The organism is Rhodovarius lipocyclicus (assembly GCF_009900765.1).
Taxonomy (GTDB): domain Bacteria; phylum Pseudomonadota; class Alphaproteobacteria; order Acetobacterales; family Acetobacteraceae; genus Rhodovarius; species Rhodovarius lipocyclicus.
Genome location: NZ_JAAABL010000029.1, coordinates 20504 through 39441 on the forward strand (window position 1 = coordinate 20504; position 18938 = coordinate 39441).

General features: G+C 69.8%; 18 protein-coding genes. 9 read left to right on the forward strand and 9 right to left on the reverse strand.

The window, feature by feature from the left end; genetic code table 11:
• Window positions 1-29 precede the first annotated feature (29 nt).
• Window positions 30-1091: a glycosyltransferase family 4 protein gene (locus GT007_RS16210; protein WP_160122669.1), complete on the forward strand. Its 1062-nt coding sequence runs from the start codon at window positions 30-32 to the stop codon at window positions 1089-1091.
• Here GT007_RS16210 and GT007_RS16215 read toward each other — a convergent pair.
• The 6 genes from GT007_RS16215 to GT007_RS16240 all read right to left on the reverse strand — a co-directional run bounded on the left by GT007_RS16215 (window position 1068) and on the right by GT007_RS16240 (window position 9715).
• On the reverse strand, window positions 1068-1262 hold the full coding sequence (locus GT007_RS16215; RefSeq protein ID WP_160122670.1) for a twin transmembrane helix small protein: 195 nt from the start codon (window positions 1260-1262) through the stop codon (window positions 1068-1070). The genes GT007_RS16210 and GT007_RS16215 overlap by 24 nt on opposite strands.
• 2 nt (window positions 1263-1264) lie before the next feature.
• The gene (locus GT007_RS16220) at window positions 1265-3580 is read right to left on the reverse strand and encodes a xanthine dehydrogenase family protein molybdopterin-binding subunit (RefSeq protein ID WP_160122671.1); all 2316 of its coding nucleotides are present in this window, start codon (window positions 3578-3580) and stop codon (window positions 1265-1267) included.
• Window positions 3581-3659: 79 nt separating this feature from the next.
• Entirely contained in the window at window positions 3660-4916 is a 1257-nt protein-coding gene (locus GT007_RS16225; protein WP_160122672.1) for a sensor domain-containing diguanylate cyclase, read from the reverse strand.
• Window positions 4917-5011: 95 nt separating this feature from the next.
• On the reverse strand, window positions 5012-6622 hold the full coding sequence (locus GT007_RS16230) for a hydantoinase B/oxoprolinase family protein (protein ID WP_160122673.1): 1611 nt from the start codon (window positions 6620-6622) through the stop codon (window positions 5012-5014).
• 3 nt (window positions 6623-6625) lie between these two features.
• On the reverse strand, window positions 6626-8701 hold the full coding sequence (locus tag GT007_RS16235) for a hydantoinase/oxoprolinase family protein (protein WP_160122674.1): 2076 nt from the start codon (window positions 8699-8701) through the stop codon (window positions 6626-6628).
• Window positions 8702-8713: 12 nt separating this feature from the next.
• The gene (locus GT007_RS16240) at window positions 8714-9715 is read right to left on the reverse strand and encodes a Bug family tripartite tricarboxylate transporter substrate binding protein (RefSeq protein ID WP_160122675.1); all 1002 of its coding nucleotides are present in this window, start codon (window positions 9713-9715) and stop codon (window positions 8714-8716) included.
• Between the two features lie 165 nt (window positions 9716-9880).
• Here GT007_RS16240 and GT007_RS16245 point away from each other — a divergent pair, with 165 nt between their 5' ends.
• A complete protein-coding gene (locus GT007_RS16245) occupies window positions 9881-10780 on the forward strand; it encodes a LysR substrate-binding domain-containing protein (protein WP_160122676.1) in 900 nt (299 codons plus the stop codon).
• A gap of 17 nt (window positions 10781-10797) precedes the next feature.
• Here GT007_RS16245 and GT007_RS16250 read toward each other — a convergent pair whose 3' ends face one another.
• Entirely contained in the window at window positions 10798-11799 is a 1002-nt protein-coding gene (locus tag GT007_RS16250; protein WP_328798952.1) for a TerC family protein, read from the reverse strand.
• 301 nt (window positions 11800-12100) lie between these two features.
• Between GT007_RS16250 and GT007_RS16255 the strand changes: the two genes are divergently transcribed.
• The 6 genes from GT007_RS16255 to GT007_RS16280 all read left to right on the forward strand — a co-directional run bounded on the left by GT007_RS16255 (window position 12101) and on the right by GT007_RS16280 (window position 15948).
• Window positions 12101-12370 carry a twin-arginine translocase TatA/TatE family subunit gene (locus GT007_RS16255; protein ID WP_160122677.1) on the forward strand — a complete coding sequence of 90 codons (270 nt, stop codon included), beginning with the start codon at window positions 12101-12103 and terminating at the stop codon, window positions 12368-12370.
• A 3-nt stretch (window positions 12371-12373) separates the two neighbouring features.
• Window positions 12374-12991, forward strand: a complete 618-nt coding sequence (locus tag GT007_RS16260; RefSeq protein WP_160122678.1) for a methylthioribulose 1-phosphate dehydratase — start codon at window positions 12374-12376, stop codon at window positions 12989-12991.
• The gene (locus GT007_RS16265) at window positions 12988-13527 is read left to right on the forward strand and encodes a 1,2-dihydroxy-3-keto-5-methylthiopentene dioxygenase (protein ID WP_160122679.1); all 540 of its coding nucleotides are present in this window, start codon (window positions 12988-12990) and stop codon (window positions 13525-13527) included. Before GT007_RS16260 ends, GT007_RS16265 begins: the two co-directional genes overlap by 4 nt.
• Before the next feature lie 36 nt (window positions 13528-13563).
• On the forward strand, window positions 13564-14256 hold the full coding sequence (mtnC, locus tag GT007_RS16270; RefSeq protein ID WP_160122680.1) for an acireductone synthase: 693 nt from the start codon (window positions 13564-13566) through the stop codon (window positions 14254-14256).
• A gap of 54 nt (window positions 14257-14310) precedes the next feature.
• Window positions 14311-15294 (forward strand): magnesium transporter CorA family protein, encoded by a 984-nt coding sequence (locus GT007_RS16275; RefSeq protein WP_160122681.1) that lies wholly within the window; start codon window positions 14311-14313, stop codon window positions 15292-15294.
• Window positions 15295-15363: 69 nt separating this feature from the next.
• On the forward strand, window positions 15364-15948 hold the full coding sequence (locus GT007_RS16280; protein WP_160122682.1) for an NAD(P)H-dependent oxidoreductase: 585 nt from the start codon (window positions 15364-15366) through the stop codon (window positions 15946-15948).
• Here GT007_RS16280 and GT007_RS16285 read toward each other — a convergent pair.
• Both GT007_RS16285 and GT007_RS16290 read right to left on the reverse strand, forming a co-directional pair.
• Window positions 15945-17756 carry an ABC-F family ATP-binding cassette domain-containing protein gene (locus GT007_RS16285; protein WP_160122683.1) on the reverse strand — a complete coding sequence of 604 codons (1812 nt, stop codon included), beginning with the start codon at window positions 17754-17756 and terminating at the stop codon, window positions 15945-15947. The genes GT007_RS16280 and GT007_RS16285 overlap by 4 nt on opposite strands.
• A gap of 31 nt (window positions 17757-17787) precedes the next feature.
• A complete protein-coding gene (locus GT007_RS16290; RefSeq protein ID WP_160122684.1) occupies window positions 17788-18267 on the reverse strand; it encodes a MaoC family dehydratase in 480 nt (159 codons plus the stop codon).
• A gap of 42 nt (window positions 18268-18309) precedes the next feature.
• On the opposite strand from GT007_RS16290, the gene ybaK reads away from it, so the two are divergent.
• The gene (ybaK, locus tag GT007_RS16295) at window positions 18310-18783 is read left to right on the forward strand and encodes a Cys-tRNA(Pro) deacylase (protein WP_160122685.1); all 474 of its coding nucleotides are present in this window, start codon (window positions 18310-18312) and stop codon (window positions 18781-18783) included.
• The last annotated feature ends 155 nt before the right edge of the window (window positions 18784-18938 follow it).

Sequence of the window (18938 nt, forward strand, 5' to 3'; positions counted from 1 at the left end):
GCCGCGCCCCACGCGAGAACTCGGCGCCCATGCAGATCTCCGCCTTCATCGCGCATCTGGCCTTCGCCGCGTGCCTCGCCCTGGTTTCGGCCCTGGGCGTGGCGCTGATGATCCGGTTCCCCATCCTGGACCACCCGGACGCCCGCAAGGCCCATAAGCGCCCCACCCCCAAGGGCGGCGGCGTGGGGGTGGTGCTGGCCTTCATGCTCGGCATGGCCGCGCTGTATGGCCTGGCCGATTTCGCCCGCCTGGCGGAGCCGCAATTCCGTGGCGTCATCCTGGCGGCCTTCGCCATGGCGCTGGTGGCACTGGCCGATGACGTGAAGGATTTCCGCTTCCTGGTGAAGCTGTCGGCGCAGTTCCTGGCGGCGCTGGTGGCCGTGGCCTCGGGCCTCGTGCTCACGCGGCTCGCCCTGCCGGTGGTGGGGGTGGTGGAGCTGGGCTGGCTCGGCGTGCCGATCACCCTGTTCTGGATCCTGGGCTGCACCAATGCCGTGAATTTCATGGATGGCTCGGACGCGCTGGTGGCCAGCGTGATGTTCCTGGCCAGCGCCACCCTGTGCGGCGTGGCGCTCAGTGAGGGCGCGTGGTTCGTCTATGCCGCCAGCCTGTTCCTGGCCGCGGGTTTCCTGGGCTTCCTGCCCTTCAACCTGCCGCCCGCGCGCATCTTCATGGGCGATGTGGGCAGCCAGTTCGCGGGCTTCGTGATGGCGGTGCTGGCGGTCGCGGCCTCTCGCTTCGACGCCCAGCAGGTCAGCGTGCTGATCGTGCCGCTGCTGATCTTCTCGCTGTTGTTCGATGCGGTGTTCACGCTGGTGCGCCGCGCACTGGCGGGGCGGCCCGTCAGCCGGCCGCACCGCACGCATCTGTACCAGATGGCGGTGCGCAGCGGCGTCAGCCCCGCGCGGGTGGCGGCGCTGCATGCGGGCTTCACCCTGTTCCATGCCGCGCTGGTGGCGCTGTTCTTCCAGCTCGGCCCCAGCCAGAAGCCGCTGGTGCTGCTGCCGGCCCTGGCCGTGCAACTGGCCTGGGCGCTGTGGGTGCTGGGCCGGATGCGCCGCGCGGGGCTAACCTTTCAAGAGCATCAGTAGCAGCACGAACATCAGGATCGCCGCGCCCTGGAACAGGATGCGGTACTGCATCAGCCGGTTCGAGCGATGCGGGTCCGGCGAGCCCCGCGCCATCTGGAACAGCCCCATCACCAGGGCCACCACCGTGGCGGCCATCGCCAGCGGGATCAGATAGGTCAGCAGCGTGATCATGATTATGCGGCCATCCCGGCACAGGCTTTCCAGATGATTTCGGGGGTGGCCGGCATGTCCACCGCCATGCCGCCCAGGGCGTGCACCAGCGCGTTGACCATGGCGGGCGGGCTGCCCACGGCGCCGGCCTCACCCGCGCCCTTCACCCCCATCGGGTTGGTGGTGCAGGGGATTTCCATCAGCTCCACCGCGATATCCGGCAGGTCCGAGGCACGGGGCAGGGCGTAGTCCATGAAGCTGGCCGAGAGCAGCTGGCCCGATTCCGGGTCATAGGCCGTGCGCTCCAGCACCGCCTGACCGATGCCCTGGGCCACGCCGCCATGCACCTGGCCGCGCACGATCAGCGGGTTCAGCGCATGGCCCACATCATCCACCACCACATAGCGCGGGATGGTGACCAGGCCGGTCTCGGGGTCCAGCTCCACCTCCGCCACATGGCAGCCGTTGGGGAAGGTGTGCGCGGGGATGTCGGCCACCTCGGCCGCGTCCAGCAGGGTGGCGGGCTCGCCCCTGGCCGCGCGCTCGCGCTGGGTGCGGGCCAGTTCCAGGATCTGGATGCCCTTGTCGGTGCCGGCCACGGTGAAGCTGCCGCGCTCGAACTCGATATCGGCGATGGCGGCTTCCAGCACCTCGCTGGCGGCCTGCTTGCCCTTTTCCACCACCGACGCGGTGGTGGCCAGGATCGCCGTGCCCTCCGAGTACAGGCTGCGGGCGCCGCCGGTGCCGCCGCCGGTCGGCACCTCATCGGTGTCGCCCTGGCGGATGCGGATTTTCTCGATCGGGATGCCCAGCTCATGGCTGGTCAGCATGGCATAGGCGGTCTCATGCCCCTGGCCGGTGGATTGCGTGCCCACCCAGACCTCGGCGAAGCCATCCGGGGTGAAGCGCACCTCGGCCCGTTCGGTCGGCGCGCCGCCGGTGGCTTCCAGGTAATAGGCGAGGCCGATGCCGCGCTTCCGGCCTTGCGCGGCCGAGGCCGCCTGCCGCGCCGGGAAGCCCGCCCAGTCGGATTTCGCCAGCGCCGCGTCGAGGACGAAGGCGAAGTCGCCGCTGTCGTATGTCTGGCCGATGGCGGTGGTATAGGGCATGGCCGCCGGCGGCACGATGTTGCGCCGGCGCAGGTCGATACGGTCGATCCCCAGCTCATGCGCCGCGGTGTCGATCAGGCGCTCGACCAGATAGTTGCTCTCGGGCCGGCCCGCGCCGCGATAGGCATCGACAGGCACGGTGTTGGTCAGCACGCCGATGACATTGGCGTAGATGGCCTGGAAATCATAGATGCTGGCCAGCACCTTGGTGCCCGCCCCGGTCGGGATGAAGGGCGCGAAGGTGGACAGGTAGGCGCCCATCCCCGCCACGTTGCGGGTGCGCAGCGCCAGGAACTTGCCGTTCGCGTCCAGCGCCAGCTCGCCCAGCGTGATGTTGTCGCGGCCGTGCGTGTCCGACAGGAAGGCCTCGCTGCGCTCGCTCGTCCATTTCACCGGCCGGCCCACCAGGCGGGCGGCATAGGCGCACAGAGCGTATTCGGCATACAGGTACAGTTTCATGCCGAAGCCGCCGCCCACATCGGGGGTGACCACGCGGATCTGCTTGGGGTCCACCTTCAGCACCACATTGGCCAGCAGGTCCCGCACCAGCCAGGAGCCCTGGGTGGTGCAGTGCAAGGTGAACTTGCCGGTCGCCGCGTCGTATTCGGCGCCGCAGGCCCGGCCTTCCATGCTGTTCACGATGATGCGGTTGTTCACCACCGTCAGCTTCGTCACATGGGCGGCACTGGCGAACAGGGCATCCGCCTTGGCCTTGTCGCCCGCTTCCCAGTCGAAGCAGATGTTGTTCGGCACATCGGGCCACACCAGCGGCTGGCCGGGCTCGGTGGCCGTCGCCAGGTCGGTGACGGAGGGCAGGCCCTCATACTCGATCTCGACCGCCTCGGCCGCGTCGCGGGCGGCCTTGGGGGTTTCGGCGACGATGAACACCACCGGGTCGCCCACATGGCGCACGGTGTCGGTGGCCAGCGGCAGGCGCGGCGTGTTCGCGCGCGGGGAGCCATCGCGGTTCTTCAGGGGCACGGCGCAGGGCACCTCGCCCACGCCATCGGCCACCAGGTCGGCGCCGGTGATCACGGCCAGCACACCGGGCATGGCCTTCGCGGCGGCGGTATCCAGGGAAGCGATGCGCGCATGGGCATGCGGGCTGCGCAGCACATGGCCGAAGCTCTGGCCGGGCAGGGCGATGTCATCGGTGTAGCGGCCGCCGCCGATCAGCAGGCGGGGGTCCTCCACCCGACGGAGGGGTTGGCTCAGGCCGAATTTCGCCATCTTCGTTCTCCCTGTCTCGGTCTGTGCAGAGAATGGGGGGTCTTCCCGGTTTCGGAAAGGGTGGGATGCGGCGGCCCGCTCAATCGGCCCCCGCTTCATCGGCCCCCGCTTCATCGGCCAGGACGCAGCGGTCGCGCCCCGCCGCCTTGGCGGCGTACAGCGCCCGGTCGGCCCGCGCGACCAGCTCATCCGGGGCCTCGCCCATATCCGAGGCGCTCGCCACGCCGAAGCTGGCCGTCACCGGCCTCTCCGTGCCGCCCAGATCGAAGGGGGACTCCGCCACGGCCCGGCGGAAACGCTCGGCGATGGCCGGCAGTTCCTCCCGCCGGGTCGCGTCGATCAGCAGCAGGAATTCCTCGCCGCCATAGCGGCCGAGATAGTCGTTCGGTCGCAGCAGCGCACCGACGCGCCGGGTGAACTCGCACAGCGCCCGGTCGCCCGCGGCATGGCCCAGCGTGTCGTTGATAGCCTTGAAATGGTCGATGTCGGCCATGATCAGCCCCAGCGGCTGGCCGCTGGCGGCATGGGCCTGCAGATGCCGCTCCAGCGTCAGCATGAAGGCGCGGCGGTTCAGCACGCCGGTCAGCGGATCCCGGCTCGCTTCCTCCTGCAACTGCTCGGCCTGCTGCTGCAGGTAGCGGTTCTTGTCCACCAGCTCCTGGAACAGGCGGCTTTTGTTGATCAGCACCGAGACCTGGTCCGCGATCTGCAGGAAGGTGGCCTGGTGGATGTCCTGATAGGTGTTGCGCTCGCGGCTGGTGAAGAACAGCACCCCGGTCGGCTGGCCATCCACGAACAGCGGGCAGGTCAGGCTGGAGCGCCCGCCCTCGGCCACGATGCGCGCGGTGGCGTTGGAGCCCGGGTGCTCGGCCAGATAGGCTTCCAGATCGTTCAGGATGCGCGGCTGCCCGGTGCGGAACACCTGTTGCAGGCTGCTGCCCGCCATGCGCTGGGAATAGCCCTTGTTGATCCGCATCGGCCCCATCAGGGAATGGGACCAATAGGAGGTCAGGCGCGCGCCATCGGCCGTGAGGAAGGCGCAGCCGATGCGGTCATAGGGGATGATGCCGGCGAAGCCGCGGAAAATGCTCTCCAGCACGTCCTCGACGAGGATTTCCTGTCCCGCGCTGTGAACGATCCGGGACAGGCGCCGCAGCTCGTTCTCCCGCCGGGTGATCGCCTCCGACAGCAGTTGCAGCTCACGGCCGAGCCGCGCGAGCGGGTCCTCGCCCTCGATGGCGGGAGGGGCGGCGGACCTGCCTTCGCGCAGGTCCCGGATCCAGGCCGCATAGGCATCCAGCCGCGCATGGAGCTGTGTAGGTTCGTCCTGTCCCATGGGCCACTCAATGCCGCCTGGCCGGGGCGAAGACAATGCGCCCCGGCAAACTGCCCGCTCAAAGATCGGTGTCGGCCGGCATCGCTCCGGCGGCATCAGTCCGGGCGGAGGTAGCCCATGGCCGCATCCCGCCCCCGTGCCGCCGGGGCCCGTTCGCCGGCCGGCCCATGCCCGCCGCCGCCCGGCGTCGCCATCATCACCGTGTCGCCGGCGTTCAGCACGTATTGCCGCTTGGGGTCCACGCGCTGGCCGTTGATCTCCAGCACGCCGGGCGCGCCCGCCTCGCCGCCCTCGATGCCGAAAGCCGGGAAGATGGTGCGCTCCGCCAGGAAGGAGACGGCGATGGGGGTGGTGGAGCGGCTTTCCAGCAGCACCTCCTGCCCCAGCCCGCCGCGGTGCCGGCCCGGCCCGCCGCTGCCCGGCCGCAGCCGCTTGTGATGGAAGCGCAGCGGCGCGCTCTGCTCGCTGATCTCGATCGGCGTGGAGGAGACGTTGGACGGCCAGGACAGGCAGGAGATGCCATCGCCGCGCACATTCGCGCCCATCCCGCCATTGTAGAAGAACATGTTGGCGTATGGCTTGCCGTCCGCGTTCACGCCGGATTGGTTCATGCCCCACATCGGCGACCCGCAGGCGGCCATCACGCGCTCAGGCACGATCTGGCCCAGGCAGCCGAAGACCAGCATGGGCAGGTAATGCCCGATCAGCATGCGCGACCCGCCGGAGGCCGGGAACACCGGGTTCACGATGCAGCCATCGGGCGCGACGACACTGATGGGCCGCCAGGCGCCCTCATTGTTGGGCAAATTGGGGCTGGTGCAGACCTTCACCCCATACATCGTCATGGCATAGGTGTAGCAGAGCGCGCAGTTGATCGCCCGGTCCACCTGGGCGTCGGTGCCGGTGTAGTCGGCGCTGATGCTGTCGCCCGCGATGGTCAGGGCCAGCTTGATGGTGATGGGCTTGTCCAGCAGGCCGTCGGTCTGCAGCTCGCTGCGGTAGGTGCCGTCGGGCAGGGCGCGGATGGCGTTGCGCATGGCCGCCTCGCAGCGGTCGTGGATGACCGTCGCCAGCTCCGTCAGATCCTCCAGCCCGGCCTGCTCCATCAGGATGCCGAGCCGTTCCTCCATCATGTCCAGCGCCACCACCTGCGCCCAGAGGTCGCCCATGGTCTGTTCCGGCGTGCGGACATTCTGGCGGATGATGGCGACCAGCGTGGCATCGGCCTCGCCCGCGCGCAGCAACTTCATGGGCGGGATCTGCAGGCCTTCCTCGAACACCTCGCGCGGTTCGGGGCTGCGGATCTTGCCGCCGATGTCGGGCGCATGCGCCGTGCTGGCGGAAAACGCCACCACCCGGCCGTTGCGGAAGATCGGCTTGGCCACCGTGATGTCGGGCAGATGCCCGGTGCCCAGCCACAGATCGTTGGTGATCAGCACATCGCCCGGCGACAGGCTCTCCAGCGGGAAGAACCGCAGGAAATGCTTCACCGTGGTGGGCAGGGTGCCGATGAAGGAGGGGATGCTCTCCGTCGCCTGCACCAGCGATTGCCCGGCGGCGTCGGTGACGACGCAGGAGAAATCGTAGCTTTCCCGCACCAGGGTGGAGAAGCTGGTGCGCACCAGCGCCGCCGCGGCCTCATCCACCAGGGAAATCAGGCGGCGCCAGAGCAGTTCCAGCTCCACCGCGTCGAATGTCTTGGTCATGGCTCAGGCCTTCCGTTCGGCCAGGATGGAGCCCTCGGGCAGCACGCGGATGCTGGCGCCGGGGCCGACGATGAAGGTGCTCTCGTTTTCCTCGAACACCGCGGGGCCTTCGAGGGTGCTGCCGGGCGGCAGCGCGTAGCGGTCATAGACGGGGGTGTCGAACACGCCGCCATGGCTCGGGAAATGCACCGGGCGGCGGCCCTTCAGCGCCACGGCGCCGGCGGCCCCCTTCAGCAGCAGCGTGCCGCCCGCACCCGGCATGGGCGCCAGCAGGGACAGCCGCAGCGTGACCATCTGCGCGCGCGCGCCGGGCGGGGTGCGGCCGAACAACTGCTTGTAGGCGGCCTCGAAGGCCGCGAGCACGCCCGCTTCCTCCAGCGCGTGCGGCAGGGCCACCGTGATCTCGGAGCCTTGGCCCTGATAGCGCATGTCGGCCAGCCAGCGGACGCTGGCGCGGGACAGGTCGGCGCCGGTATCGGCCACCACCGCCCGGGCCTCGGCCTCCAGTCCCGCGAACAGGCCGGTGACCGTGGCCCAATCCACCTGCTTCAGCGGCACCGTATAGGAGGCGGTGCGGTCCACCCGCGCGGGGGCCATCAGCATGCCGATGGTGCTGCCCACACCCGCCCCCGGCGGGCAGACCACCTGCCCGATGCCGAGCTTTTCCGCCACGTTCCAGGCATGCACCGGGGCGGCGCCGCCGGTGGCCAGCAGGGCGTAGTCCTGCGGCACCCGGCCGCGCTCCGCGATCGCGACGCGGGCCGCGCCGGCCATATTCTCGTTCACCACGTCATGGATGCCATGGGCGCCGCGCGCCGCGTCCAGCCCCAGCGACCCCGCCAGCCCGCCGAGCGCCGCGTTGGCCGCCCCCGCGTCGATGGTCATGGCCCCGCCCAGGAAGAAATCGCCGTTGAGGTAGCCCAGCGCCAGGTCGCTGTCGGTCACGGTGGGTTCCGTGCCGCCGCGCCCGTAGCAGACGGGGCCCGGCTGCGCGCCCGCGCTGTCCGGGCCCACATGCAGCGTGCCGAGATCCGATTTGCGCGCGATGGACCCGCCGCCCGCGCCGATCTCGATCAATTCCACCGTCGCGATCTGCACCGGCAGGCCGGAGCCGCGCAGGAAGCGCTTGGCGCGCGCCGCCTCGAAGCCCCAGGCCACCAGGGGCTCGCCATCATCGACCAGCGCCAGCTTGGCGGTGGTGCCGCCCATGTCGAAGGCCAGCACCCGGTCGAGCCCCGCATGCCGCCCGAACCAGGCCCCCGCCAGCGCGCCCGCCGCCGGGCCGCTTTCCAGCAGTTGCACGGGCGCGCGCTTGGCCTCGCTGACATGGGTCAGCCCGCCATTGGACAGCATCATGAACATGCGGCCCGGAATGCCGGCCCCGGCCAGCGCCGCCTCCATCCGGTCCAGATAGGTTTCCGCGATGGGGCGGACATAGGCGTTGGCGACGGTGGTCACCATGCGCGGATATTCCCGCACCTCCGGCGCGATGTCGCAGGACAGGGAGAGGGAGAGTTGCGGGAAACGCTGCGCGATGGCCTCGGCCGCCAGGCGCTCATGCACCGGGTTGGCGTAGGAATGCAGGAAGCAGATGCCCAGGCTGGTCACGCCCTGGGCCGCCAGCTTCGCCACCTCCTCCAGCATCGCGGGGATGTCGAGCGGGGTTTCGACGGAGCCGTCCGGGGCCAGGCGCTCGATGGCCTCGGCGCGCCAGGGGCGGGGCACCAGGGGGGCGGGCATTTCCAGGAACAGGTCGTAGAGCTCGTATTTCCGCTCCCGCGCGATCTCCAGCACATCGGCGAAGCCGCGGGTGGTCAGCAGGCCGGTGGCGGCACCCTTGCGCTCGATCAGCGCGTTGGTGAACAGGGTGGTGGCATGCACCACCCGCCCGATCCGGCCGGGCGCGACCCCCGCCTTTTTCAACAGCCCCGCCACACCCGTCATGGCGCCGCGCGCCGGGTCGTCGGGGGTGGTGCTTTCCTTCCAGATCACGGCGCGGCCATCGGCGTGGTCCAGCAGCACCAGGTCGGTGAAGGTGCCGCCGATGTCGATGCCGAGCGACAAGGTATGGGTCGTCATGGAGTGTCCTGTTCAGTCGCCGCGGATGTTGGCGGCGCGGATCACGCCGCGCCATTTCAGGCGGTCGGCGCGGATGCGGTTCTCGAAGGCGGCGCCGTATTCCGGCAGGGGCTCCAGCCCCCGGCGCAGCAGCGCCTCCCGCGTCGTGGGCTCGGCCACGATGGCGGCGAACATGGCGCCCAGCCCCTCGCGGATGGCGGGCGGCAGGGCGGCGGGGCCGGCCAGGCCGAACCAGTTGTTGATCTCCATCTGCGGGAAGCGCGCGGCGATGGGGGGCGCGCCGGGCAGCATCGGGGTCTCGGCGGCGGCGGTCACACCCAGCGCCTTCAGCCGGCCATCGGCCACCTGGCTCGCCACCTCGGCCACATTGGCCACCATGATGTCCACCCGGCCCGCCGAAACGTCGAGCGTGGCCGGCGCGCCGCCGCGATAGGGGATGTGGGTCATCTCCACCCCCGTGATCTGCGCGAACAGCGCGGCCCCCAGATGGTTGGTGGACCCGTTGCCGGAGGACGCGTAGGTGGCCGCCCCCGCCTTCTCCCGCGCATAGGCGATCAGCCCGTCGAGGTCGTTGAACGGCGCGTCGGGGCGGGCCACCAGGGCCATGGGCGTGCCGGCGAGGGCGGCGACGGGGATGATCTCGCGTTCCAGGTCCAGCGGCATGGGCACGCCCGGGATCTCGGGCAGCACGGACATCATGCCCATGATGGCGCTGCATAAGGTGGTGCCGTCGGGGGCCGCGCGGGCGGCGCCTTGGGCGGCCAGGAAGCCATAGGCGCCGCTGCGCACCTCCGGGATCACCTGGAGGTTGCGCAGGCGCTGCGCCGCCTCACCCACCACGCGCACCAGCACATCGACGGCGCCGCCGGGCGGATAGCCGACCAAGATGCGGATGGGCTGGCTGGGCTGCCAGGGCTGGGCCAAGGCGGAGGTGGCCAAGGTGGGAGCCGCGAAGGCCCCCAGGGCCAGTCGCAGCGCCGTGCGGCGCCGCGTGGGATGATGCGCTTCGGTCATGTCTTACCCTTTGAGCTGTCGCCATGCGAAGCGGCTGCGCATCCCGTCCCCCGCGGGTTTTCCCGCGGGACATTGGCCTTTCGGCGGCTGGAATTCTTCCCGTCCCGGCTTGCCGCGTCCATCGAGACTGTCTCATGCTGTCATTCCATCTTGGAATGAACTTTGATGCCCGCGCGCCGCCAGCTGCCGCCCATCCAGATGCTCCAGGCCTTCGAGGTGACGGCGCGCCACCTGTCCGTCACCCGCGCGGCGGAGGAATTGTCGCTGACCCAATCGGCCGTCAGCCGCCAGATCGCGGGGCTGGAGGCGCTGCTGGACCTGCGGCTGTTCCAGCGCCAGCGGCAGCGCCTGGCGCTGACCCCGGCGGGGGCCGCCTATGCGCCGGTGGTGCGGGTCACGCTTGGCCGGCTGCATGCGGCCACCGAGGAATTGCTGGCCCATCGCGGGGCGGGGGGCACGCTGAACCTCGCTGTCTCACCCACTTTCGGCACGCGCTGGCTGATGCCGCGCATGCCCCGCTTCGCCGCGCGCCACCGCCAGGTGGTGGTGAACATCCGCAACTTCACCACCCGCCTGACACCGCTGGATTTCGCTGCCGAGGAGGTGGATGCCGCCATCTGGCTCAGCACTGGGCTGGGGGAGGACCCGGGCGTGATCCGCCACAGGCTGGTGCCGGAGGAGCGCCTGCCGGTCTGCGCCCCCGCCCTGGCGGCCACCCTGCGCGAACCCGCCGACCTGGCCCGCTGCACCCTGCTGCAGCTCAGCATGCGCCCGCGCGCCTGGACGGAATGGCTGGAGGCCATGGGCGTGCACGGCGTGGATGGCCGCCGGGGCCCGCAGCACCAGCACATGCCCCTGCTGGCGGAGGCGGCGGCCGCGGGGCTCGGCGTGGCCCTGCTGCCGCGCTTCATGCTGGAGGCTGAGCTGGCCCAGGGCCGGCTGGTGGCGCCCTTCGGCCAGGGCTTCACCGGGGCGGACCACTACGTGCTGGGCTATCCCGAGGGCAATGAGGCCAAGCCCGCGCTCCGCGCCTTCCGGGACTGGCTGCTGGGGGAGGGGGGCTGACCGGCCCCCCGCCACCCTTACCGCGCGGCCTCGGCCGCCTGGCCCCTGGTGCGCCACAGCGAGTACAGGATGCCGCCCAGGATCAACGCCAGCGTGACGCCCAGCGAGATGGCCGGGTTCACCTTGCCCACCGCGCTATTCCAGAAGATTTTCGCGCCGATGAACACCAGCACCAGCGCCAGCGCGTATTTCAGATAGGCGAAGCGGTGCACCAGCGCGGCCAGGGCGAAATACAGCGCCCGCAGGCCCAGGATCGCCATGATATTGGCGGTGAACACCACGAAGCTGTCCGTGGTCAGCGCGAAGATGGCCGGCACGCTGTCCACCGCGAAGACCAGATCCGCGATGTTGATCACCACCAGCGCCAGGAACAGCGGCGTGGCCCAGAGCAGCCGGCGCCCCGTGGCATCGGGCAGGCGCACGAACATCTTCTGGCCGTGCAACTCATCCGTCACCCGCATGTGCCGGCGCAGGAAGCGCACCAGCGGGTTCTTCGAGACATCGCTCTCGCCCTCCGGCAGCACCAGCATCTTGATGCCGGTGGCGATCAGGAAGGCGCCGAAGAAGTAGAGCAGCCAGTCATATTCGCGCACCAGCGCGGCGCCCACGCCAATCATCAGCCCGCGCAGCACGATCACGGCCAGGATGCCATAGACCAGCGCCCGGTATTGCAGGCGCCGGGGGATGGCGAAGAAGCCGAAGATCAGGCTGATGACGAAGACATTGTCGATCGACAGCGCCTTCTCGATGAAGAAGCCGGTGAACCAGGTGACACCGGCATGGGTGCCGTCCTCGGTGGGCAGGTGGCCGGCGCCGTGCGCCCACCACACCCCCATGCCGAACAGGATGGAGACGCTGAAATAGAAGGCGGAGAGCCAGAGGCTCTCGGCCACGCCCATCTCCCGCTCGCGCCGGTTCAGCACGCCGAGGTCGAAGGCCAGCAGCATGGCGACGATGGCCAGGAAGCCGGCCCACATCCACAGGGGCTTGCCCAGCCATTCCAGAAGCAGAAAGGTCAAAACTCGGGTCCTCTCGACAATCGCCGCCGTACAGAACATCTGCCGGGAGGGAGTGCTCCACGGCGGCAGGTTGCTCTGTCCGACATCGCGGTCACCCATCGAGGGGTGCCGCCAGAGGGGCCCGGACGGGGTGGAAATGCCGAAAACATGAACTGGTTGCAACGAAAATCGGGCGCCCGATGCGGATTTCATCGCCCTGCCGCCGCCTGGGGCTGGTGTTGGGGGTGGCGGCACACTAGGTTCAGTCAGTCTCCCCGGGCGACCTTGCCCTGGGTCTCATCCGAATTTTTGGGGTTACGCCATGGGTTCCTTTAGCATCTGGCACTGGCTCATTGTTCTCGTTGTGGTGCTGCTGCTGTTCGGCAGCAACAAGATCAGTGGCCTGATGGGCGACCTGGCGAAGGGCATCAAATCCTTCAAGCAGAACATCAAGGAGGAGGAAGGCGACGCCTCCGCCGTGGCGACGTCCGCGCCGCCGGCCCAACCGGCCGGCAGCATCCCGGCCCCGCAGCCGGGCGCGGCCACCGCCACCACGGCGCAGCCCGCCTCCAACCCCAGCCACCCCGCCTGATCCATGGCGGGTGGGGAGATCCCGCCCGCCATCGCCACCGCCATCATCGAAGCCGGGCGCCGGATGGACGCCCGCGGCTGGGTGCCGGCCACGGCGGGGAATTTCTCCGTCCGGCTCGGCCCCGGCCGCATCGCCATCACGCGCTCCGGCTTCCACAAGGGGCTGCTGACGCCCGATGCGCTGATGGTGGTCGATGAGGCGGGCGTGGCCGAGGACGCATCCCTGCGCCCCTCGGCCGAGACCGGGCTGCATTGCGGCATCTACCGGCGCTTCCCCCAGGCGGGGGCGGCGCTGCATGGCCATTCCGTGCCGGTCACCGTGCTGTCCCGCCGGGTCGGCGGGGCGATCACGCTGTCGGGCTATGAGCTGCTGAAGGCCTTTCCGGGCCTGGCCACGCATGAGGCCAGCATCAGCCTGCCGGTGCTGGACAACGACCAAGATATCCCCCGCCTGCAATCGCGGGTGGAGGCGCTGTGGGACCAGGGCGCGACCCATATCCCCGGTTATCTGATCCGCGGTCATGGCGTATATGTCTGGGGCCGCGACATGCCCGAGGCGCTGCTCCGCCTCGAGGCTCTGGAATTCATGCTCGCCTGCGAGCTGGAAGCGAGGAAACTGTGAGCCTGCTGACCGTGCGTGACGCCGCCACCGGCGCCCTGGAACTGCGCGTGGCCGAGACCGCCGCGATCGCTCAGGCCCTGCGGCCGCTCGGCGTGCGCTTCGAGCGCTGGCCCGCCAAGGACATCCCGGCCGAGGCCAGCGCCGAACAGGTGCTGGAAGCCTATCGCCCCGAGCTGGACGCCTTCCTGGGCGAGACCGGCGCCGGCAGCGCCGACGTGATCAAGCTGGACCCCAGCCACCCCCAGGCCGCCGCGATGCGCGCGAAATTCCTGAACGAGCACACCCACAGCGAGGATGAGGTCCGCTTCTTCCACGCCGGCTCGGGCAATTTCATCCTGCACGTGAACGGCAAGATCTATGACGCCTTCTGCACGGCGGGCGACCTGATCAGCGTGCCGGCCAACACCCTGCACTGGTTCGACGCCGGCGAGGCGCCGAGCTTCACCGCCGTGCGGGTGTTCACCGACACCTCCGGCTGGGTGCCGCATTTCACCGAGAGCGGCATCTCCGAGCGTTTCCCCGCCATCACCGCCTGACGGCCGGCGCCCTTCCTTTTTCCCGGAGCACCAAGCATGACCACCAGGCCCCAGCTGGTGCTGACGGATATCGAGGGCACGACAACCGCGATTTCCTTCGTGCACCGCACGCTGTTCCCCTTCGCCGCCGAGGCGCTGGAGGGGTTCTTGGCGTCGCACACGCGCGACGTGGCGCCGATCCTGGCAGAGATCCAGGCCATGGAACCCGGCCGCCCGCCGCTGGAGACCTTGCGCGCCTGGATGGCGGCCGATGCCAAGGTGACGCCGCTGAAGACCCTGCAGGGGCTGATCTGGCGCCAGGGCTATGAGGATGGGCGCCTCAAGGGCCATCTGTGGCCCGATGTGGCGCCCGAACTGCGCCGCTGGCATGCCGGTGGGGTGGGGCTGGCCGTCTATTCCTCGGGCTCCGAGGAGGCGCAGCGGCTGATCTTCGGCCATTCCGTGGCCGGCGACCTGGTGCCGCTGTTCCGTGACTTCTTCGACACCCGCATGGGCGCCAAGCGCGTGGCCGCGAGCTATGCCGCCATCGCCGTCGCGCTGGCGCTGGCGCCGGGCGATATCCTGTTCCTGTCCGACATCGGCGCGGAGCTGGATGCGGCCCGGGCCTCCGGCCTGCGCACCTGCCAGCTCGTCCGGCCCGAGGACGGCACGCTGCCTGTCCCGGACCATCCGCGGGCGCGTGATTTCGCTGACGTGACAAGCCTGTTCGGTTTGCCATCCGCCGGGTGACAGCGCCCCCCGGCCCGGTCTAGAAACCCGCACCCGCCCTCGGGAGCAGCCATCATGATCAATGTGTATACCGTCCAAAACGGGCAGATGCTGCTGCGCGAAGGCGTGCAGGAGCCCGAGGCCCTGCGCGGCGCGGTCTGGATCGACCTGCTGAATCCCAGCTCCGCCGAGGAACGCGCGGTGCAGGACGCGCTGCGCATCGAGGTGCCGACGCGCGAGGAGATGCAGGAGATCGAAAGCTCCTCCCGCCTGTACAAGGAGGGCGAGGACCTGTTTCTGACCGCCAGCTTCCTGTACGGGATGGAGGCGGGGGAGTTCGGCTCCACCGCCATCACCTATGTGCTGACGGGCGCGACCCTGGTGACCGTGCGCTACGCCACGCCCAAGGCCTTTCCGATGTTCGCCGCCCGCTGCCAGAAGGCGCCCGCCCTGCTGGCCAGCCCCGACGCGGTGATGCTGCACCTGTTCGAGCAGATCGTGGACCGGCTGGCCGATATCCTGGAGCGCCTGGGCCTCGACATGGACCGCGCTTCCTCCGAGGCGTTCCGCGCGGCCCGCAAGGGCATGAAGGCCAACCAGCGCGACGACACGCTGAAGACCACGCTGGTCACGCTCGGCCAGGTGGGTGAGGTGACGACGCGCGCCTCGGAAACCCTGCTCGGCCTGTCGCGCATCCTGACCTTCGTGGGCGCGGAGAAGGGGACGGCGATCCGCAAGGAGAACCAGTCCACCATCAAGACCCTGGTGCGGGACGTGCGCTCCCTGGTGGAGCACGCGAACTTCCTGAACAACCGGGCGAATTTCCTGCTCGACGCGGTGCTGGGCATCATCAATGTCGAGCAGAACAGCATCATCAAGACCTTCACCGTGGTGTCGGTGGCGCTGATGCCGCCCACGCTGATCGCCAGCATCTATGGCATGAACTTCCAGCACATGCCGGAGCTGGAATGGCAGGTGGGCTATCCGCTGGCGATCGTGCTGATGATCGCCACCGCGGTGCTGCCGGTGCTGTATTTCAAGCGCAAGGGCTGGCTGTAGGGGTTTGAGGCGGGTCAAGGCCCGCCGGCCCGCCTGGGCCTAGCCTCTCCCGCTCAGGAGGGGCCGCGCATGACCCGCATCACCATCATCCAGGGCCACCCGGACCCCGTGGGCGGGCATCTGCTCCACGCCCTGGCCGGTGCCTATGCCATGGCCGCCCAGGCCGCAGGGCATGAGGTGCGGGTGCTGGAGGTCGCGCGCCTGCGCGTGCCGCCCCTGCTGACCGCCGAGGATTTCGCCTCGGAGGCCATCGCCCCCGACATCCGCGCCGCGCAGGAGAGCTTGGCCTGGGCGCAGCACTGGGTGGTGTTCTATCCCCTGTGGCTGGGCTGCATGCCGGCGGGGCTGAAGGCGTTCTGGGAACAGGCGCTGCGCCCGGGCTTCGTGCGGGAGGGCGGGCAGGACATCACCACCGGCCGGCTGCGCCTGAAGGGCCGCACGGCCCATGTGGTGGTCAGCATGGGCATGCCGGGCTTCATCTATCGCTGGTTCTATGGCGCGCCGGGGGTGAAGGCGCTGGAACGCAACATCCTGGGCTTCATCGGCGTGAAGCCCCGGCGGCGGACCATCATCGGCGGCGTGGGGCAGATGACGGCCGAACGGGCCAAGGCCTGGCTGGCGCGGATGGAGGCGGCGGGCAGGGCGGCTGGTTAACCCCCCAGCTCCTCCTTCAGCATTTCCAGCCGCAGCCATTCCTCCTCGGCCTCGGCCAGCGCCTGCTGGCGCTGCGCCAGGGCGTCGCTGCGCTGCTGGAAGCCCTTGGGGTCGCGGGCATACAGGCCGGGGTCGGCCAGCCATTTCTCCAGCACCGCGATCTCCTGGGACAGCTTCTCCATCTGGCCGGGCAGGCTGGCCAGGGCGTGCTGGTCCTTGAAGGACATTTTCCGCGCCTGGGCGGGGGCCGCCTCGGCACGGGGTTCGGCGGCGGGCCTGGGCCTGGCGGCGGGGGCCACGGCGCGGGCGGCCACGCCTTCTCCGCGCTGGTTCAGCATGTCGGAATAGCCGCCGGCATATTCCTGCCAGCGGCCGTCCCCCTCGCTCATGATCACGCTGGTGCAGACGCGGTCCAGGAAATCGCGGTCATGGCTGACCAGCAGCACCGTGCCGGCGTAATCCGCCAGCAGGTCCTGCAGCAGGTCCAGCGTCTCCAGGTCCAGGTCGTTGGTGGGCTCGTCCAGCACCAGCAGGTTGCTGGGCATGGCGAGCGCCCGGGCCAGCAGCAGCCGCCCGCGCTCCCCGCCCGAAAGCTTGCCGACCGGCGTGCGCGCCTGCTGCGGCTGGAACAGGAAATCCTGCATGTAGCCCATGACGTGGCGCGGCTGGCCCGCCACCCACACCTGGTCGCCGCGCCCGTCGGTCAGCGTGTCGGCCAGGCTGCGGTTGGGGTCCAGGCTGCCGCGCATCTGCTCCAGCGTCGCCATTTCCAGATTGGTGCCGAGCTTCACCGTGCCGCTGTCGGGTGCCAGCGCCCCGGTCAGGATGTTCAGCAGCGTGGTCTTGCCCGCGCCGTTGGCGCCCACGATGCCCACCCGGTCGCCCTTGATGATGCGGGTGGAGAAATCGCGCACCACCGTGCGGTCGCCCCAGGCCTTGCTGACATCCTCGGCCGAGATCACCAGCGTGCCGGAGCCCTGCGCCTCGGCCGCCTGCATGGTCGCGGTGCCGGTGGGGCGCACGCGGGTGCGCCGGGCCTCGCGCAGCGCCGCCAGCTCCGCCACGCGGCGCACGTTGCGCTTGCGCCGGGCGGTCACGCCATAGCGCATCCAGTGTTCCTCGCGGACGATCTGGCGGTCCAGCTTGTGGGCCTCGCGCTCCTCCTCCTCCAGCACCTGTTCGCGCCAGGCCTCGAATTCGCCGAAGCCGCGGTCCATCCGGCGGGTCACGCCGCGGTCCAGCCACAGCGTCGCCTTGGACAGGCGCGACAGGAAGCGCCGGTCATGGCTGATCAGCACCAGCGCGCCGCGCATGGCCGACAGCTCGCCCTCCAGCCACTCGATCGCCGGCAGGTCCAGGTGGTTGGTCGGCTCGTCCAGCAGCAGGATGTCGGGCGAGGGCGCCAGCGCGCGGGCCAGCGCCGCCCGGCGGGTCTCCCCGCCCGAGAGGTTGCCTGGCTGCTCCTCCCCGGTCAGGCCCAGCCCCTCCAGCAGGTTGCGGGCGCGATAGGGCTCGTCGGAGGGGCCGAGGCCCGACATCACGTAATCCAGCACCGTGGCATGGCCCGCCAGGTCGGGTTCCTGCGGCAGGTAGCGCAGGGTGGCGCCGGGCTGCAGGAAGCGCGTGCCGGATTCGGCCTGCAACTCCCCGGCCGCGATGCGCAGCAGCGTGGATTTGCCGCTGCCGTTGCGCCCCACCAGCGCCAGTCGCTCCCCGGGCGAGACCGACAGCCCCGCCCCGTTCAGCAGCGGCGCGCCGCCCAGGGTGAAGCTGATATTGTCGAGGATGAGAAGCGGAGGTGCGGCCATGGGGCGCGGATGGGGCCCCGGGCGCGCCGCGTCAAGCCGGGCGTTTGCGCAGCAGGTAGCGGTGGCGGCCTTCCAGCACCAGCTCGCCCTTCTGGTTGTGCACGGTGCTGGCCAGCCCCACCACGCCGGTGGTGCGGTTGGGCGACAGTTCATCCACCGTCAGGCAGGGATACAGCGTGTCCTGCGCGAAGACCGGGGCCAGGAAACGGCTGGATTGCTCCAGGAAGGCCTTCAGCGAATCCTCGACCAGATGCGGGAAGATGCCGGCCCCCGCCGCCGTCTGGATCGCCACCTGATAGCCATGGGCCAGCAGACCCGGCATGCCGTGGCGGCGGCAATATTCCACATCGTAATGCACCGGATGGTTGTCGCCGGAGGCCGCCTGGAAGGCCAGGAAGATCGCCTCCGTCATCGTGCGGCTGGGCAGGGGGAAGCGCTCGCCCAGGGCGAAATCCTCGAACCAGCGCTGCTCCGCCACCATGCGGTGGGTGGCGGGGTCGAAAGCGGTCATGGGCTGTTTCCTCATCTTTTGAGGGCAGGTTATTCTGCGGCCATGTCCAAGACCACCCGCGCCACCCAGGCGCTGGCGCAGGCCGGCGTCGCCTTCACCCTGCGCCCCTACGACTACGACCCCGGCTCCGAGCGCGTGGGCCTGCAGGCCGCCGAGGCGCTGGGCGAGAACCCGCGCCGCGTGCTGAAAACCCTGATGGTGGAGGTGGACGGCAAGCCGGGCTGCGTCGTCATCCCCTCCGACCAGGAACTGTCGATGAAGCGCGTCGCCGCGGCCTTCGGGGGCAAGTCGGCGCAGATGATGAAGCCGCCCGTGGCCGAACGGCTCACCGGCTATCATGTCGGCGGCATCAGCCCCTTCGGACAGAAAAAGCAGGTGCCGACCGCTGTCGAGGAAACCGCCATGGGCTTCGGGCAGGTGCTGATCAACGGCGGGCAGCGCGGGCTGCTGCTGGAATTGGCGCCAGGGGATGCGGTGAAAGTGACCAAGGCGGTGACGGCGGCGCTGGTGGCGTGAGGGGGCTCCGCCCCCCCTGAACCCCCCGGCAAGGGGCGCCGCCCCTTGCATCCCCGCAAAGGGTTGTAGCAACCCTTTGGACCCATGGATTGGTGCCTTACCTTGGCAGGTACGGCGCCATTTTCATTATAAAGTTCAATGAGAAAGACCCTGGC